Annotated in this window: 17 protein-coding genes and 1 riboswitch; of the genes, 4 read left to right on the top strand and 13 right to left on the bottom strand. The window is 68.0% G+C overall.

The genetic code is table 11. The features are described from left to right. The first annotated feature begins 125 nt into the window (after positions 1-125). A complete protein-coding gene (locus tag F9288_RS20545) occupies positions 126-899 on the top strand; it encodes a class II aldolase/adducin family protein (protein ID WP_174838521.1) in 774 nt (257 codons plus the stop codon). A 9-nt stretch (positions 900-908) separates the two neighbouring features. Here the strand turns inward: F9288_RS20545 and F9288_RS20540 are convergent, their stop codons facing one another. The 13 genes from F9288_RS20540 to rimP all read right to left on the bottom strand — a co-directional run bounded on the left by F9288_RS20540 (position 909) and on the right by rimP (position 13,946). Further along, positions 909-1,970 (bottom strand): class I SAM-dependent methyltransferase, encoded by a 1,062-nt coding sequence (locus F9288_RS20540; protein WP_174838519.1) that lies wholly within the window; start codon positions 1,968-1,970, stop codon positions 909-911. A gap of 395 nt (positions 1,971-2,365) precedes the next feature. Then, positions 2,366-4,696: a polyribonucleotide nucleotidyltransferase gene (pnp, locus tag F9288_RS20535; RefSeq protein ID WP_174838517.1), complete on the bottom strand. Its 2,331-nt coding sequence runs from the start codon at positions 4,694-4,696 to the stop codon at positions 2,366-2,368. 152 nt (positions 4,697-4,848) lie between these two features. Further along, positions 4,849-5,118 (bottom strand): 30S ribosomal protein S15, encoded by a 270-nt coding sequence (gene rpsO / locus F9288_RS20530; RefSeq protein WP_174838515.1) that lies wholly within the window; start codon positions 5,116-5,118, stop codon positions 4,849-4,851. Positions 5,119-5,143: 25 nt separating this feature from the next. Next, a complete protein-coding gene (truB, locus tag F9288_RS20525; RefSeq protein WP_174838513.1) occupies positions 5,144-6,034 on the bottom strand; it encodes a tRNA pseudouridine(55) synthase TruB in 891 nt (296 codons plus the stop codon). Continuing rightward, positions 6,031-6,723 (bottom strand): site-2 protease family protein, encoded by a 693-nt coding sequence (locus tag F9288_RS20520; RefSeq protein WP_174838511.1) that lies wholly within the window; start codon positions 6,721-6,723, stop codon positions 6,031-6,033. Before F9288_RS20520 ends, truB begins: the two co-directional genes overlap by 4 nt. A 46-nt stretch (positions 6,724-6,769) precedes the next feature. Next, a complete protein-coding gene (locus tag F9288_RS20515) occupies positions 6,770-7,357 on the bottom strand; it encodes a thymidine kinase (RefSeq protein WP_174838509.1) in 588 nt (195 codons plus the stop codon). A 15-nt stretch (positions 7,358-7,372) separates the two neighbouring features. Further along, complete coding sequence (gene rbfA, locus F9288_RS20510; RefSeq protein ID WP_174838507.1) at positions 7,373-7,762, bottom strand: 30S ribosome-binding factor RbfA; 390 nt, start codon at positions 7,760-7,762, stop codon at positions 7,373-7,375. Then, entirely contained in the window at positions 7,746-8,126 is a 381-nt protein-coding gene (locus F9288_RS20505; RefSeq protein ID WP_174838506.1) for a glyoxalase superfamily protein, read from the bottom strand. The genes rbfA and F9288_RS20505 overlap by 17 nt, the downstream gene beginning before the upstream one ends. A gap of 16 nt (positions 8,127-8,142) precedes the next feature. After that, a complete protein-coding gene (gene infB / locus F9288_RS20500; protein ID WP_174838504.1) occupies positions 8,143-10,869 on the bottom strand; it encodes a translation initiation factor IF-2 in 2,727 nt (908 codons plus the stop codon). Then, on the bottom strand, positions 10,870-11,598 hold the full coding sequence (locus tag F9288_RS20495; protein ID WP_174838502.1) for a DUF448 domain-containing protein: 729 nt from the start codon (positions 11,596-11,598) through the stop codon (positions 10,870-10,872). Then, positions 11,579-11,800, bottom strand: coding sequence for a 4-oxalocrotonate tautomerase family protein (locus F9288_RS20490; RefSeq protein ID WP_174838500.1), 222 nt, complete (start codon positions 11,798-11,800; stop codon positions 11,579-11,581). Before F9288_RS20490 ends, F9288_RS20495 begins: the two co-directional genes overlap by 20 nt. Continuing rightward, positions 11,800-13,410, bottom strand: a complete 1,611-nt coding sequence (nusA, locus tag F9288_RS20485; RefSeq protein ID WP_174838498.1) for a transcription termination factor NusA — start codon at positions 13,408-13,410, stop codon at positions 11,800-11,802. Before nusA ends, F9288_RS20490 begins: the two co-directional genes overlap by 1 nt. Continuing rightward, entirely contained in the window at positions 13,410-13,946 is a 537-nt protein-coding gene (rimP, locus tag F9288_RS20480; RefSeq protein ID WP_174838496.1) for a ribosome maturation protein RimP, read from the bottom strand. Before rimP ends, nusA begins: the two co-directional genes overlap by 1 nt. 173 nt (positions 13,947-14,119) lie before the next feature. On the opposite strand from rimP, the gene F9288_RS20475 reads away from it, so the two are divergent. The 3 genes from F9288_RS20475 (at position 14,120) to gcvH (ending at position 17,227) form a co-directional block, all read left to right on the top strand. Then, on the top strand, positions 14,120-15,355 hold the full coding sequence (locus F9288_RS20475; protein ID WP_174838494.1) for a PQQ-dependent sugar dehydrogenase: 1,236 nt from the start codon (positions 14,120-14,122) through the stop codon (positions 15,353-15,355). A gap of 81 nt (positions 15,356-15,436) precedes the next feature. Beyond that, positions 15,437-15,547: riboswitch (glycine riboswitch) on the top strand. A gap of 164 nt (positions 15,548-15,711) precedes the next feature. Next, on the top strand, positions 15,712-16,854 hold the full coding sequence (gene gcvT, locus F9288_RS20470) for a glycine cleavage system aminomethyltransferase GcvT (RefSeq protein ID WP_174838492.1): 1,143 nt from the start codon (positions 15,712-15,714) through the stop codon (positions 16,852-16,854). 1 nt (position 16,855) lies between these two features. Further along, complete coding sequence (gcvH, locus tag F9288_RS20465) at positions 16,856-17,227, top strand: glycine cleavage system protein GcvH (RefSeq protein WP_174838490.1); 372 nt, start codon at positions 16,856-16,858, stop codon at positions 17,225-17,227. Positions 17,228-17,231 lie beyond the last annotated feature (4 nt).

Genomic DNA, 17,231 nt, shown 5'->3' with positions numbered 1-17,231 from the left:
GCTCCCCTTGAGATGGCAGGGATGTAATGTGGCATTTTTGCCACACAAGAGGGTGCGGCGAGGAAGGTGGCGATGGCAACGGATCGGCGGTACAAGGGTTGCAAATCGAAACAGGAGAGCGAGTCATGGCCACGCTGGCGACCGTCGATAGCAAGCCGCAATATGCCCCCGGCGAGTGGGAAGCGCGGGTCGATCTCGCCGCCGCCTATCGCCTCGTCGCGCTCTACGGCTGGGACGACCTGATCTTCACGCATCTGTCGGCACGGGTGCCGGGGCCGGAGCATCATTTCCTCATCAATCCCTATGACATGATGTTCGAGGAGATCACCGCCTCCTCGCTGGTGAAGATCGATGTGGAGGGCAATCCGGTCGGCCCGACGACGCACCCGGTCAATCCGGCGGGCTTCACCATCCATTCCGCGATCCACATCGCGCGCGAGGACGCGCAGGCGGTGATGCACCTGCATACGCCGCATGGACAGGCGGTGTCGGCGATGGAATTCGGCCTGCTGCCGCATACCCAGACTTCGATGATCGCGGGGCATGACGTTGCCTATCACGATTACGAGGGCATCGCGACCGATCTGGAGGAGCGCGAGCGGCTGGTGGTGGATATCGGCGACAAGCATGCGATGATCCTCCGTAACCACGGCACGCTGACGGTGGGCAATAGCGTTGGGGCGTGCTTCCTGCGGCTCTATTTCCTGGAGCGCGCGTGTGAGGCGCAGGTGCTGATGCTCTCGGCCGGCAAGGAGAACCTCAACACCCCGCCGCAGGGCGTGGAGGACAAGGTGGCGCGGCAATCCGCGCCGAAGGGCATGGGGATGGTGGCGGAGAGGCTGGCATGGCCGGCGCTGCTCAGGAAGCTCGACCGGATCGACCCCAGCTATCGGGAGTGAGCGGAGCGACTATCGCGCCTCCAGCACCATGTTGAACGGCCCCTCCGTCGCGCGGCGCACACTGGCGAAGCCGCCGTCGCGGACGACTTGCGTGAGCTTGGCCTCGCCGGCCTGCGCGCCGAGGCCCGCGCCGACTTCCTGATCGAGCGAGGTGGGGACGCAGATCATGGTGGAGGCGTTGTAGAACAGGCGGCCGATCGTATTGAGGTTCTGCTCCGGCCGGTCGCCCGCGATCGGCTCGACGATCATCCAGCTTCCGCCGGGCGCGAGCATCTCGCGGACATGCGCGGCGCAGCCGCGCGGGTCGCCCATGTCGTGCAGGCAATCGAACGTCGTGACGAGATCGAAATCGCGCCCGGCGATGTCCTTCGCGGCCGAAACCTCGAAGCGCACCCGGTCGTCGAGGCCATGTTCCTGCGCGTGGCGCCGCGCTTGCTCGACCGAGGGCGCGTGGAAGTCATAGCCGACGAACCTGCTCTCGGGATAGGCGCGGGCCATCAGCAGCGTCGAGAATCCGACCCCGCATCCGATATCCGCCACCTTCGCGCCGCCGCGCAGCTTCGCCTCCGCCCCGTCCAGCGCCGGAATCCACGACTGGACGATATTGTTGACATAGCCGGGCCGGAAGAAAGCGCCGGTCGCGCAGAACAGGCAGCCGGCGTGATCGCCCCAGCGCACGCCGCTGCCGTTGCGGAAACATTCCTCGACCTTCGCTTCCGCCTCGATCATCGCGGCGACCACCTCGAACGCGCCGGCGAGATACACCGGGCTGTCGCTGACGTGGAACACCATCGCCTGCTCGGGCGAGAGGCTGAACCGTTCCGTCGCGGGATCGAACTCGACATAGCCGTTGGCCGCCTGCGCCAGCGCCCATTCGCGCACATAGCGTTCGTGCAGGCCACCCGCGCGCTGCGCCAGCTCGGTTGAAGTGGCCGGGCCGGCCGCGAGCGCATCGAACAGCCCCAGCCGAAAGCCGAGCCGCACGGTCGGCACGCTCATCGCGCCGCCCAGATCGCCCAGCATCTTCATGGCAAAGGCGTGGAGCTTCGCTTCATCGATCGCGGCGGGCATGATTCTCTCCTGTATGTTCGTTGACTCTCCCGGAGATTTGCGCGCGGAGGATACGCCGGTGACCGCGCGTTGGATTGGAAGAAACCGTCACGCGGCCGTGCGGGCAAAGAACGTGATTGCACGTCCCGCAAACCGGGACAGGATTACCGCTTCCGTCCCCACGTCGACGTGCAGCGAAAACTGGCATCGCCACCGGGGTGCAATAGCGGCCGCATCATCCACGGCATGAGGCTTGGGACCGATCGCCATTCAGGAGATGGCGATCGGTCCTGGCTGGCAGGGGATGAAGCGTTCGTCATTCATGTGCCGGGTTCGCGAACTGCGCGACCGGAGAAAAAGAAAGCCCCGGCATCGCTGCCGGGGCTTTTCCGTTTCACCTAGAACGGTGCCGACGATCAGTCGCGGTCGCCGGTCAGGAAGGCGGGAGCGAAATCCGGGGCGGGGCCGTCTTCCCTGCCGCCTTCGCCGCGCTCGCGGCGCGGGCCGCGGTCACGGCGGGGGCCGCGATCGCCACGGTCGCCGCCGCGGTCCCCGCGATCGCCACCACGGCCACCACGGTCGCCGCCGTCACGGCGCGGGCCGCGATCACCACGATCGCCGCGCGGTTCGCGCGCCGGGCGGGTGTCCTCCAGTTCGGCGCCGGTTTCCTGATCTACGACGCGCATCGACAGGCGAACCTTGCCGCGCTGGTCGATCTCCAGCACCTTGACCTTGACCTCCTGGCCCTCCTTCAGGACGTCCGACACCTTCTCGACCCGCTCGTTGCGGATTTCGGAGACGTGGACGAGGCCGTCCTTGCCGCCCATGAAATTCACGAACGCGCCGAAATCGACGAGATTGACGACCTTGCCGTTATAGATCTTGCCGACTTCGGCTTCCTCGACGATGCCCTTGATCCAGTTCATCGCCGCCTCGATCTGCGCGCCGTCCGACGAGCTGATCTTGATGACGCCCTCGTCGTCGATGTCGACCTTCGCACCGGTGGTGGCGACGATCTCGCGGATCACCTTGCCGCCGGTCCCGATCACGTCGCGGATCTTCGACTTGTCGATCTGCATCGTTTCGATGCGCGGGGCATGGGCGGAAAGCTCGGTGCGGGTTTCGCCCAGCGCCTTGTTCATCTCGCCCAGGATGTGCGCGCGGCCTTCCTTGGCCTGCGCCAGCGCGGCCTCGAAGATCTCCTTGGTGATGCCGGCGATCTTGATGTCCATCTGCATCGTGGTGATGCCTTCGGACGTGCCGGCCACCTTGAAGTCCATGTCGCCGAGGTGATCCTCGTCGCCCAGGATGTCGGACAGGATCGCGAAATCCTTGCCTTCGAGGATCAGGCCCATCGCGATGCCGGAAACCGGGCGCTTCAGCGGCACGCCGGCGTCCATCAGGCTCAGCGAGCCGCCGCACACCGTCGCCATCGAGGAGGAGCCGTTCGACTCCGTGATGTCGCTGGTGACGCGGATCGTATAGGGGAACTCCTCCTTCGTCGGCAGCACCGGATGCAGCGCGCGCCACGCCAGCTTGCCATGGCCGACCTCGCGGCGCCCCGGCGCGCCGAAGCGGCCAACCTCGCCGACCGAATAGGGCGGGAAGTTATAGTGCAGCATGAAATGCTGGTAGGAGAGGCCGTTCAGCCCGTCGATCATCTGCTCCGCGTCGCGCGTGCCGAGCGTGGTGGTGGCGATTGTCTGCGTCTCGCCGCGCGTGAACAGGGCGGAGCCGTGCGCGCGCGGCAGGAAGTGCACCTCCGCCTCGATCGGGCGGACCTGCGTGGTGGTGCGGCCGTCGATGCGCTTGCCATCCTTCAGGATCGCGGTGCGGACGATATCCGCCTCCAGCTTCTTCACCAGCTTGCCGGCGACGAGCTGCTCCCGCGCGGGCTTGTCGGCCATCGCGGCCTTCGCCTTGGCGCGCGCCTCGCCCAGTGCGGTCTGGCGCGCCTGCTTGTCGGTGAGCTTGTAGGCGGCGGTGATGTCCTTGCCGATCAGCTTCTTCAGCTCGGCCTTCAGCGCCTTCTGGCCGTCGTTGGCGGGAAGCTCCCACGGCTCCTTGGCGGCCTTCTCGGCGAGGTCGATGATCGCGTCGACAACCTGCTGGCACGCCTTGTGCGCGAACAGCACCGCGCCGAGCATCACCTCTTCCGAAAGCTCCTTGGCTTCGGATTCGACCATCATCACCGCGTCATGCGTGGCGGCGACGACCAGATCCAGCTCGCCCTCGGCGATCTCGGCATCGGTCGGGTTGAGTTGATATTCGCCGTCCTTGTAGCCGACGCGCGCGGCGCCGATCGGCCCCATGAACGGCACGCCGGAGATGGTGAGCGCGGCGGATGCGGCGACCATCGCCAGGATGTCCGGCTCGTTCTCGCCGTCATAGGAGAGCACCTGCGCGATGCAGTTGATCTCGTTGTAGAAGCCTTCCGGGAACAGCGGGCGGACCGGGCGGTCGATCAGGCGGCTGACCAAGGTCTCACGCTCGGTCGCGCCGCGCTCGCGCTTGAAGAAGCCGCCCGGGATGCGCCCGGCGGACGAGAATTTTTCCTGATAATGGACGGTGAGCGGGAAGAAATCCTGCCCCTCCTTCACCGACTTGGCGGCGGTGACGGCGCACAGCACCACCGTTTCGCCGAGCGTCGCGATCACCGCGCCGTCGGCCTGACGGGCAACCTTGCCCGTTTCGAGCGTGAGGGTCTTTCCGCCCCACTCGATGCTTACCTTCTGGGTATCGAACATTTGTTTTCCTTCACTCCCGTCGCCCGATGCGACGGGGGCCTCTTTGCAGGCTGTCCGGCCTGCGCGGCGCGAGGCGAGATTTCGCCTCATGCCGATCCGCCGGATTGCGGATCGACGAATACGAGAAGGGCGCCGCGAGGGCGCCCTTCGTGTCACTTGCGAAGACCGAGCTTCGCGATGAGGGCGAGGTAGCGATCCCCGTCCTTCTTGCGGAGATAGTCGAGCAGCGAGCGGCGCTGGTTGACCATCATCAGCAGGCCGCGGCGGGAGTGATTGTCCTTCGCATGGCCCTTGAAGTGCTCGGTCAGGTTGCGGATGCGCTCCGTGAGGATCGCGACCTGCACCTCGGGGGAGCCGGTATCGCCTTCCTGGCGGGCGTGCTCCTTGATGAGTTCCTGACGGCGCACAGCGGTAATCGACATAGAATTTCAGTCCTTCGACATCATGTCACAGGTTGAAGCCGCGGACGACGCGGACCTCACGATCCGCCACATCGACCAGCGCCACCGGCACATCGTCCAGCAGCGCGAGGCGAAGGCCATCCCCGGCGGCGATCCCGGCCAGAACGCGCCCCTGACGGAGCGCCCCTGCCTGGTCGGGAGAGAGGGAGAGAGCCGGGATGTCGTCCAGCGCCGCCCTCAATGGCAGGAGAGATTGTTCAAGCGCGCGCCCTTGGCCCAATTCGGCCAGTTTGTCCAGCGATATCGCGTGATCGAGGCCGAACGGCCCCGCCTTGACCCGCCTCAGATAGGTGACATGGCCGAGGGTTCCAAGCGTCCGCGCGATATCGCGGGCGAGGGAGCGGATGTACGTGCCCTTCGAGACATTGGCGGTGAGGGTGATCTCCTCCAGCGCGCCGTCCGGCGTGGAATGGGGGGTGAGCGCGTGGATCACTACGTCGCGGCTCTTGAGCGCTACTTCCTCGCCTGCACGCGCGAGGTCATAGGCGCGCTGGCCGTCCACCTTCAGCGCGGAATAGGCCGGCGGCACCTGCGCGATCGGGCCGGTGAAACGCGGCAGCGCCGCCTCCACCGCCGCGCGGGTCGGGCGGACGGGGCTGGTGGCGGTCACCGGGCCTTCCGCGTCGAGCGTGTCGGTCTCCTCGCCGAAGCGGATCGTGAAGTCGTAGATCTTGTCGCTGTCGAGCATCCGCCCGGCGAGCTTGGTCGCCTCGCCCAGCGCGATCGGCAGCACGCCCGACGCGAGCGGATCGAGCGTGCCGCCGTGCCCGACCTTCGCCTTGCCGTACCCGCCGGCGCGCAGCGCCCGCTTCACCGCGCTCACCGCCTGCGTCGAGCCGAGGCCGAGCGGCTTGTCGATAATGATCCAGCCGTTCACGCGAACAGGTTCGCGAACCGCAGATAGGCGTGGAGCAGCGCGTCGGCGGGCGGGCCGACGATATGCTGCATGATGCTCGCCCTGGGGAAGATCGTCGGCAGCACCACCAGCAGCAGAATCAGCAGCGGAAAGCCGAACCGCGCCAGCTTCGCCCATTGCGCGGCGGGTCGGCGGGGCAGCACGCCCTCCACGACATGCCCGCCGTCGAAGGGCGGGATCGGCAGCAGGTTGAACACCGCGAGGAAGATGTTGATCATCAGGAAGTTGACGAGGTTCGCCCAGACGAAGCCGGTCACGCCCTGCGGCGGCCCGTTGCCGAGCGCGCTGCCCGAGATCACGCCGACCGCCAACGCCGTCACTGCGGCGAGCAGCAGGTTCATCCCCGGCCCGGCGAGTGCCACCGCCACCATCCCCCAGCGCGGGTTGCGCAGCCGCGTCGCATCGACCGGCACCGGTTTGGCCCAGCCGAACACCGGCGCCTTGGCGAGCGCGAGGATCAGCGGCAGCACCACCGTCCCGATCGGATCGACGTGGCGTAGCGGGTTGAAGCTCAGCCGCCTTTGTTCATGCGCGGTCGGATCGCCGAGCGCGCGCGCCATCAGCCCGTGCGCCACCTCGTGGAACACGATCGCGATCACCAGCGGGATGATCCACACCGCCGCGGCATAGAAGACATTGTCGGGGTTCATGGCGCGTGATCTAGGGACGAAGCGGGCGGATGGATAGGGGAGGGGCCTATCGGCGCGCTTCCGCCATCGCCTCCACGAAATGCCGCCGGCACAGCGCGACATAGCGGTCGTTGCCGCCGATCTCGGTCTGGCGGCCTTCCGCCACCGCGCGGCCTTCCGCATCGACACGCAGGTTCATCGTCGCCTTGCGCCCGCATGCGCAGACCGACTTTATCTCGATCAGCGCGTCGGCCAGCGCCAGCAGCCGCGCCGATCCCTCGAACAGCGCGCCCCGGAAATCGGTGCGCAGGCCATAGGCGAGCACCGGGATGCCATGCGTATCGGCGAGATGCGCGAGCTGATCGACTTGCGCGGCGGTCAGGAACTGCGCCTCGTCCACCAGCACGCAGGCCAGCGGCCCGGCCGCGTGCCGCTCCAGCGCGAGGCCGGCGATGTCGGTCGCCGCATCGAACAGCGTCGCCGGGGCGGTGAGGCCGATCCGCGACGAGATCGTCCCCGCCGCGAAGCGATCGTCCACGGCGGCGGTGAACAGCATCGTCGCCATGCCGCGCTCGCGATAGTTGAAATCGGCCTGCAGCAGCGTGGTCGACTTCCCCGCGTTCATCGAGGCGTAGTAGAAATAGAGCTTCGCCACCCCGCCGCCCCCGGTTCAGTCCAGGTCGCGCGCGACGCCCGGCGCGCGGAGCAGCGCGTCGATATGGCTGCCCTCGTCGAAACTCTCGTCGGCGAGGAACTTCAGCTTCGCCGCATATTTCATGTTCACCCGCCGCGCGACCTCGCGCTGGAGGAAGGCGGTGTGGGTGCGCAGCGCCTTCAACACGACCTCCTCGTCCTTGCCGAGCAGCGGCTTCACGAACACGGTGGCATGGCGCAGGTCCGGCGACATGCGCACCTCGGTGATCGAGACGAGGTGCGAGGCGAGCGTGTCGTCATGCACGTCGCCGCGTTGCAGGATTTCGGACAGCACATGCCGCACCTGCTCGCCGACCCTCAGGGTGCGGACCGAACGGTCTCCCGCAGTGTCATTCGCTCGCGCCATCTTCGCTCTCGGTATAGAAGGTCAGGCGGTTGCCCGCCGGATCGGCGATGGTGATCTCCAGCGATCCCCATGGCGCCTGTTGCGGCTCGCCCGGCCGCGCATTGCCGAACTGCCTTGCGCGCAGCCCGGCGACATAGCCGGTGACGTCATCGACCGGGATACGCAGCGCCGCGCCCGGGCAGCCATCGCCGTAATGTTCGGACAGGTGCAGCACGCAATCGCCCTTGCGCACGCCCATGTAGAGCGGAAGCCCCGGCTCGAACCGATGCTCGAACATCAGCTCGAAGCCGAGGAAATCCAGATAGAACGCCTTCGCCCGCGCCTCGTCGAAGCTGCGCAGGATCGGGGTGGGCGCGCCGAACATGGCGAGCGGGCCGCCGTTACAGCGTCCGCTCGCGCAGCTCGACCTCGAAGGTTTCGAGGTAGTCGCCCGGCTTGATGTCCGTGAAGTTCTGCGTGAACGTCACGCCGCATTCCAGCCCCGCGCGCACTTCCGCCACATCGTCCTTGAAGCGACGCAGCGACGCGATCTCGCCGTTGTAGATGATGACGTCGTTGCGTGTGATGCGCGCCTTGAGCGCCTTGCGGATCGCGCCCTCGGTGACGAGCAGGCCGGCCGCCTTGCCGTGCTTGCCGGCGGAGAAGACTTCGCGGATTTCCGCGCGGCCCACCACCGTCTCGAACGCCTCGGGGCCGAGTTCGCCCGCCATGCCGGCGCGGATCTCGTCGATCAGGTCATAGATGACGTCGTAATATTTCAGCGCCACATGATGCCGCTCGGCGATCTCGCGCGCCTTGGCGTTGGCACGGACATGGAAGCCGATCAGCGGCGCGCCGGAAGCGGCCGCGACGTTCACGTCGCTCTCCGTGATGCCGCCGACGCCCGAATGCAGGATGCGCACCTTGATATCGTCGGTCGACAGCTTGTTGAGGCTGGCGACGATCGCTTCCACCGTGCCCTGCGTATCGGCCTTGACGACGAGCGGATATTCGATCGCCTGATTGGCCTTGAGCGCGGAGAACATGCTCTCCAGGCTCGCGGGGGCTGCGGTGGTGCGCTTCTGGGTGAGCACGCTCTGGCGATATTCCGCCACCTCGCGGGCGCGGGATTCGTTCTCCACCACCTGCAACTGGTCGCCCGCCGATGGCGTGCCGGAAATGCCCAGCACCTCGACCGGCATCGACGGCTCCGCCTTCTTGAGCTGGCGGCCCTTGTCATCGACCAAGGCGCGAACCTTGCCGCTCTCCGCGCCGACGACGAACACGTCGCCCACCTTGAGCGTGCCGCGCGTGACCAGCACGGTCGCGACCGGGCCGCGGCCCTTGTCCAGCTTCGCCTCGAGCACGATGCCCTCGGCGTCGCGATCCGGATTGGCCTTCAGCTCCATCAGTTCGGCCTGAAGCTGGATCTTCTCGATCAGGTCGTCGAGGCCGGTCTTCTTGAGCGCGGAGACTTCAACGTCCTGCACCTCGCCGCCCATCTGCTCGACGACCACCTCATGCTCCAGCAGGCGCTCGCGCACGCGCTGGGCATTGGCTTCGTGCTTGTCGATCTTGTTGATCGCCACGATCATCGGCTTGCCGGCCGCGTTGGTATGGTTGATCGCCTCGATCGTCTGCGGCATCAGCCCGTCGTCGGCGGCGACCACCAGCACCACGATGTCGGTCACGTCCGCGCCGCGCGCGCGCATCGCGGTGAACGCCTCGTGGCCGGGCGTGTCGAGGAAGGTGATCTTCGACTTGTCCTTCAGCGTCACCTGATAGGCGCCGATGTGCTGGGTGATGCCGCCGGCCTCGCCCTTCACGACGTCGGTGCCTCGCAGCGCGTCGAGCAGGCTGGTCTTGCCGTGGTCGACATGGCCCATGATCGTCACCACCGGCGGACGCGGCTTCAGCTCCGCTTCCTCGTCCAGCGCGGCATCGACCTGGAGGTCGATATCCGAATCCGAGACGCGGACGATGTTATGCCCGAACTCGGTGACGAGCAGTTCGGCCGTGTCCTGGTCGATTGTCTGGTTGACGGTGACGGGCATGCCCATCTTGAACAGCGCCTTCACGAGGTCGGCGCCCTTCTCGGCCATGCGGTTGGCGAGTTCCTGGACGGTGATCGCCTCGGGCACCTGCACGTCGCGATATTGCTTCGCCTGCGGCTCGCGCGGGCCGCCGAACTGCGTGCGGCGTTCCTTCTCGCGCGCGCGCTTCAAGGCGGCGAGGCTGCGCGCGCGCGCGCCTTCCTCGCTCAGCGCGCGGTTGACGGTGAGCTTGCCGCCGCGCCGCTCGTCGCCCTTGCGATCGCGCTGCTGCGGCCGCGCCGGGGGCGCGTTGCGCGGCGTCGCCTGACCCGAGGGCAGGCTGCGCTGCTGCTGACCGCCGCCGCTCGCCGGGGCGGAGGACGACGCGGCAGCGGGAGCGGCGGGCTTGGCCGCTTCGGGCTTCGGCTTGGGCTGCGGCTTCGGAATCTCGGGGCGGACGACCGGCGAGAAGCGGCGCGGTGCGGGCAGTGACGGATCGCGGCCAAGCTCCACCGCCGGGGGGGCGGGCGGGGGTGCCGGTGGCGCGACAGGCGCGGGCTTCGGCGCGGCGGGCTCTTCGGCGGCGACAGGCGCGGGCTGCTCCGGCTCGGCGGCCTTGACGGCTTCCGGCTGCGGTTCCGGCGCGGGAGCGGGTTCAGGCTCCGGCGCGGGTTGCGCGGTAACCTTGTTTTCGGCCTCGCGCTTCTCCTCGACGCGGCGCGCCTCTTCCTCGGCGGCGCGGTGACGCTCCGCTTCCTCGCGGCGGCGCTGGTCCTCCAGCGCGTGCATCCGCTGCTCCTCGGCCTCGCGCAGCAGGCGGGCCTGACGCTCCTGCGGCGTCTCGCCGGCTGGCGCGCGCGGTGCGACCGGACGCGCCGGCTCCGGCGCGGGCTGGGCGGGGGCGGGGGCCTGGGTCTGTTCGGGTGCCGGAGCGCCGCCGGGGCCGAGCACGCGGCGGCGCTTCACCTCGACCACCACCGTGTTCGAACGGCCGTGGCTGAAGCTCTGCTTCACCTTGCCGGTCTCGACCGTGCGCTTCAGCCCCAGAGGCGCGCGCATGCCAAGTTTCGGCTTGTCGTTGTCGGTCTCGCTCACTCAAATTCCTCGTCGCGTCGTCACGGCCGGTTGCCCGGATGGTCCGGGCGGCGATGCGCCTTGCGAGGCCGTTTCGCAAGGCATCGAATTCAGTTCAGGGCCGATAAAGTGCAGCCAGCGATCGAGCGCATCGCCCAGTCGCCCGGCCGCCAGACGGTCGGTGACGCCGATATGTACCACGTTCTCGCGGCCCAGCGCCATCGACAATATGGGACGATTCAGCGGCAACGCCAACCCCTTGAGGTCGCTTCCCTCGCGGCCGGAGCCGACGCGCCAGGCCTGCGCCAGCTTCCCGCGCCCGTCCTCGCCCGCGTCGGCGGCGTGATAGAGCGCGTGGAGCTGTCCCGCCCGCGCCGCCGCCTCGATCCGCTCCGCGCCGGTCACCAGCGTGCCGGCACGCGCCTCCAGCCCCAGCCGGTCGAGCGCGTTGCGCTCCAGCGCGGCGGCGACCAGATCGGGCAGGTCGTCGGGGACAATGAAGTCGTTGGTCCTGAACGCCCGCGCCAGCGCGCCGCGCAGCTTGCCCTTCGGCCCGGCGGCGGCTTCCAGCTCGGCGCGCGTCACCCCGATCCACGCGCCGCGCCCCGGCGCCTTGGCGCGCACGTCGGGCAGCACGCGACCGTCCGGCGAGAGCGCCAGCCGCACGAGCACGTCGCGCGGGCCATGCTCGCGGCCGAGAATGCAGGTGCGGGTGGGGGCCTTTACGGTCTCATTGCGAGGGTGCCGCATGTGCGTCCCCCTCGGGCTTGCGGTCCGCGATCAGGATGCCGGCCGCGCCGTAATTCTCCGGCGAGACCTCCTCGATCACGACCTGCACCGCCGCCGGGCTCTTGCCCAGCCGCGCGACGAGCGAGGCGGTGACGTCGGCCACCAGCCCCGCCTTCTGCTCCTTCGACGCGGAGCCTGCCAGCCGGATCGAGACGAAAGGCATCAGGCTTCCGATTCCTCCGAAGCCTGCGCGCCTACGTCCTCGTCCTCGAACCAGTGCGCGCGGGCGGCCATGATGATCTCGTTGCCCTGCTCCTCGCTGAGGCCGTATTCGGCGAGCACGCCGCCCTTGTTCTCGGGACGCTTCGGCGCATCCTCGTTGCGGCGACGCGGCTCGGCACGACGCTTCTCGACCAGTTCGTCGGTGGCGAGGTCGGCGAGGTCGTCCAGCGTCCTGATCCCGGCCTTGCCCAGCGTGACGAGCATCGCCTCGGTCAGATAGGGAAGGTCCGCCAACGCATCCTCGACGCCGAGCGCGCGGCGCTCCTCGCGCGCGGCGGCCTCGCGGCGCTCCAGCGCTTCCTGCGCGCGGCTTTGCAGCTCCTGCGCGAGATCCTCGTCGAAGCCCTCGATGCCGGCCAGCTCGTCCAGCTCGACGTAAGCCACTTCCTCAAGCTCGCTGAAGCCCTCGGCCACGAGGAGCTGCGCGAGCGTCTCGTCCACGTCCAGCTCGTTCTGGAACAGCTCGGAATTGCGGACGAATTCCTGCTGGCGCTTCTCGCTCGCGTCCGTCTCGGTGAGGATGTCGATCGCCTTGGCGGTGAGCTGCGAGGCGAGGCGGACGTTCTGGCCGCGGCGGCCGATCGCCAGCGAAAGCTGGTCGTCGGGCACCACCACCTCGATGCGGTCCTCTTCCTCGTCGATCAGCACGCGGCTGACGTTGGCGGGCTGGAGCGCGTTGACCACGAAGGTCGCGGTGTCGGGGGACCAGGGGATGATGTCGATCTTCTCGCCCTGCATCTCCTGCACCACCGCCTGCACGCGGCTGCCCTTCATGCCGACGCAGGCGCCGACCGGGTCGATGCTCGAATCATGGGAGATAACGCCGATCTTGGCGCGGCTGCCCGGATCGCGCGCGGCGGCCTTGATCTCGATGATGCCGTCGTAGATTTCCGGCACTTCCTGCGCGAACAGCTTCTTCATGAAATCCGGGTGCGCGCGGCTGAGGAAGATCTGCGGTCCGCGATTCTCGCGCACCACCTTCAGGATCAGGCTGCGGATGCGATCGTTGACGCGCACCACCTCGCGCGGAATCTGCGCGTCACGGCGGATCACGCCCTCGGCGCGGCCGAGATCGACGACGACATGGCCGAACTCGACGCGCTTGACGACGCCGGTGATGATCTCCCCGGCGCGATCCTTGAACTCCTCATATTGCCGCTCGCGCTCGGCGTCGCGGACCTTCTGGAAGATCGTCTGCTTGGCGGCCTGCGCCTGGATGCGGCCGAACTCGATCGGGGGCAGCGGATCGACCAGGAAGTCGCCGACCACGGCGCCTTCCTTCAGCTTCTGCGCGCCCTTCACGTCGACCTGCTTGTAGATGTCGTCGACCTGCTCGACCACCTCGACGACGCGCCACAGCCTGAGGTCGCCGTTGTTCGGATCGAGCTTGGCGCGGATGTCCATCTCCTGGCCGTAGCGGGTGCGCGCCGCGCGCTGGATCGCATCCTCCATCGCCTCGATGACGATCGCCTTGTCGATCATCTTCTCGCTGGCGACAGAATTCGCGATCGCGATCAGCTCCGCCCGGTTGGCGGTGACGCCGGTGGCCATTAGTTGGTTTCCTCTGCTTCGATTTCTTCTTCCGCGCCCTCGGCGGAGAGCGGGACGGTTGCCTTGATGAGCTTGTCGGTCAGCACCAGCTTCGCGTCCACCACGCCGCTGAACGGGACGCGGGCGACCGTGCCGCTTTTCTGCTGGACGATGACGATCGTCTCGCCTTCCACGCCGGAAAGCTCGCCCTTGAACTGCTTCTGACCGTCGATCGGCGCATCGAGCACGATCCGCGCCTCATGCCCCGCCCAGTCGGCGAAATCCCTGAGCCGGGTCAGCGGCCGGTCGATGCCGGGGGAGGAGACTTCCAGCCGATAGGCGTCCTCGATCGGATCGGTCTCGTCGAGCATGTCGGACAGGCGGCGCGACAGCTCGGCGCAATCTTCGATGGTGAGCTGGCGCGTGTCGGGGCGCTCGGCCATCACCTGCAACGTGCGCTCGTCGCCCTTGCCAAACAGCCGCACGCGCACGAGCTCGAAGCCCAGCGCGGTCGCCTCGGGCTCGATCAATCGGGTCAGTGCGGCGATATCCGCCATGGATGCTCCAGATATGCGTTGTTGCCGCCGCGAGGGCGAACCCCGCAGCCTCTTCATCTCGCGATGTAGAGAAAGCGAGGGCGATATATGACGAACGCGCACGCGGCGCAAGCTGGCAACCGCGCGGGCGTTATTGTGTTAAGCGACGTGACGATGATCGACGGGAGAGCTCCATGATTCGCCGCCATTCCCTCGCCCTGGCCCTGCTGGTCGGCACGGCCTGCTCGGCGCAGCAGCCCGCCAATCCGTCGGCGGCGGAGCAGGGGCCGCAGGGGCCGCAGCCGGCCGGCGCGAACAATCCGGTGCCGAAGGATTCGCCCGCCGAGCCGTCGATCAGGAACGTCCCCGCGACCACCGGCCACGCGAATCTCGCGCTCACGCCGCCACCCTTCACCGTCACCGAGATCGGCCGGTTCGATCAGCCAGTGGCGCTCGCGATGCTGCCCGGCGGGGCCGCGCTCGTCACCGAGAAGCCGGGGCACCTCAAGCTGCGCGCGGCGGACGGGAAGGTCACCAATGTGACGGGCGTGCCGGCGGTGCAACTCAGCAGCCAGGGCGGCTTGCTCGGCGTCGTGCTCGCGCCGGACTATGCGACAAGCCACGCGATCTACCTCAGCTATTCCGAGCCGCGCCCCAATGGCGGCGCGAGCCTCGCGCTGATGAAAGCGGTGTTCGACGGCGCGGCGCTCACCGGCCAGCGCGTCATCTGGCGCGCCGGATCGGACGGTCCCGGCGGGCAGTTCGGCGGGGCGATCGCCTTCGCGCCGGACGGCAAGTCGCTGTTCCTCTCCTCCGGCGAGCGTCAGCGCTTCATGCCGGCGCAGGACCCGGAACAGGCGCTCGGCAAGATCCTGCGCCTGACGCTCGACGGGGCGGCGTGGCCGGGTAACCCGCAATATAAGGCCGGCGGCGTCCGCGCGCAGACCTGGACGCTCGGGCACCGCAATCCCTACGGTCTCGCCTTCACGCCGGACGGACGCTTGTGGGAAGTGGAGATGGGGCCGAAGGGCGGCGACGAGCTGAACCTGCTCCGGCCCGGCCGCAACTACGGCTGGCCGATCGTGTCGAACGGCGACAATTATTCCGGCGCGCCGATCCCCGATCATCCCTCGAAGCCGGAATTCGCCGCGCCGGAATTGTGGTGGTCGCCGACGATCTCGCCTGGCGGGCTGATCGTCTATTCCGGCGCGATGTTCCCGCAATATAAAGGCTCGCTGATGATCGCGGGCATGTCCGGCAAGACGCTGGTGCGGGTTACGCTGAACGGGGCGAAAGCGACGCCCGCCAACCAGTGGAACATGGGTTTCCGCGTGCGCGGGCTGGCGCAGGCGGCGGACGGCGCGATCTGGCTGGTGGAGGATGGCGGACGCGGTGCCGAGGGACGGCTGTTCCGCCTTTCGCGGAAATGAGCGGGCGGTCGCCGAAACGCGATTGACTCTCCGCGTCCGCGCGGTCACAGCCTTGCGCGCATCGTGACCCGGGCAACCGGCAAGGCACGCGCGGGAGAGAGCCTCCGAACCCTTCCTTCGAGGATCGGGCAAGAGGCCGCCGAAGGAGCAACCGCCCCGGAATCTCTCAGGCAGAAGGACCGCGCGGGCCAAACGATACTCTGGAAAGCAGGCGCGCTTTCAGCCCGCCTCACCGAAGGGGTAAGCCCCGCGCGGCGCGCGGCGTGAAGCTCTCAGGTTCCGTGACAGAGGGGGTGAACGGATCGACCGCGGGGAGCGTTCCCGCGTTCATCGCCCTTTCTGCCGGAAGAAGCCCCGTGAACGACACCACCCGCCGCGACGACGATTTCGAGGAACCGCCGATCCAGACGCTGCCGCTCGATGCATGGCATCGCGCGAAGGGCGGCCGCATGGTCGAGTTCGCCGGCTATCACATGCCCGTCCAGTATGAAGGCATCATGGCCGAGCATCTGTGGACGCGCGAATCCGCCGGCCTGTTCGACGTGAGCCACATGGGCCAGCTCACCTTCACCGGCGAAGGCGTGGTCGCGGCGCTGGAGGCGCTGATGCCGGCCGATATCGCCGGCCTCGCCTTCAATCGAGCGCGCTATTCGCTGCTGCTCGACGCGGCGGGCGGCATCCTCGACGACCTGATGCTGACGCGGCAGGCGGACGACCGCATCTACATGGTCGTCAACGGCGCGACCAAATATGACGACATCGGCCATATCATCGAGCATCTGCCCGACGAGGTGACGCTCAACCTGATGGACGATCACGCGCTGCTGGCGGTGCAGGGGCCGAAGGCGGTCGATGCGCTGGCGCGCATCGTTCCCGGCGTCGATGCCCTGGTGTTCATGCAGGCCGCGCCGTTCGAATGGCAGGGGCATGGCCTGTGGATCAGCCGCTCCGGCTATACCGGCGAGGACGGGTTCGAGATTTCGGTGCCGGCCGACGCCGCCGAGGCGCTGGCCGATGCGCTGGTGGCGCAGCCGGAGGTCAGGCCGATCGGTTTGGGCGCGCGCGATTCACTGCGGCTGGAGGCGGGGCTGCCGCTCTACGGCCACGACCTGTCGCCCGAGACGACGCCGGTGATGGCCGATCTCGGCTTCGCCCTGTTCAAGCGCCGCCGCGAGGCGGGCGACTTCCCCGGCGCCGAGCGCATCCTGCTGGAGCGCGAGAACGGCCCGGCGGCGAAGCGCGTCGGCCTGCTGGTCGAGGGGCGCCAGCCGGTGCGCGAGGGCGCGTCGGTGCTCGATGCCGACGGCAGCGACGTGGGCAAGGTCACGTCCGGGGGCTTCGCGCCCACGGTCGGCGCGCCGATCGCGATGGCCTATGTGCCGCCCGCGCTCGCCGCGCCCGGCACGCATATCCAGCTCACCCAGCGCGGCAAGGTCCACAATGCGACCGTGATGCCGATGCCTTTCGTTCCCCACCGTTACTTCCGAGGAGTGAAGTGAGATGAGCCGTTATTTCAGCGAAGACCATGAGTGGATCGACGTCGACGGCGAGGTCGGCACCGTCGGCATCACCGACTATGCGCAAGGCCAGCTCGGCGATATCGTGTTCGTCGAGGTGCCGGAGGAAGGCAAGGCGCTGTCGAAGAACGACGACGCGGCGGTCGTCGAGAGCGTGAAGGCGGCGAGCGACGTCTATGCGCCCGTCTCCGGCACGGTGATCGAGGGCAATCCGGCGCTGGCCGACGAGCCGGGCCTGGTCAACACCGACCCGGAAGGCGAGGGCTGGTTCTTCAAGATCACCTTGTCCGACCCGTCCGAGCTGGACGGGCTGATGGACGAAAGCGCCTATGAGGCGTTCGTCGCCAAGCTGTGATCCG

Origin of the sequence: Sphingomonas sp. CL5.1 (assembly GCF_013344685.1) — a bacterium.
GTDB lineage: Bacteria > Pseudomonadota > Alphaproteobacteria > Sphingomonadales > Sphingomonadaceae > Sphingomonas.
Note: the sequence above shows the minus strand (reverse complement) of the source record. Positions and strands in the feature narration are given on the sequence as shown.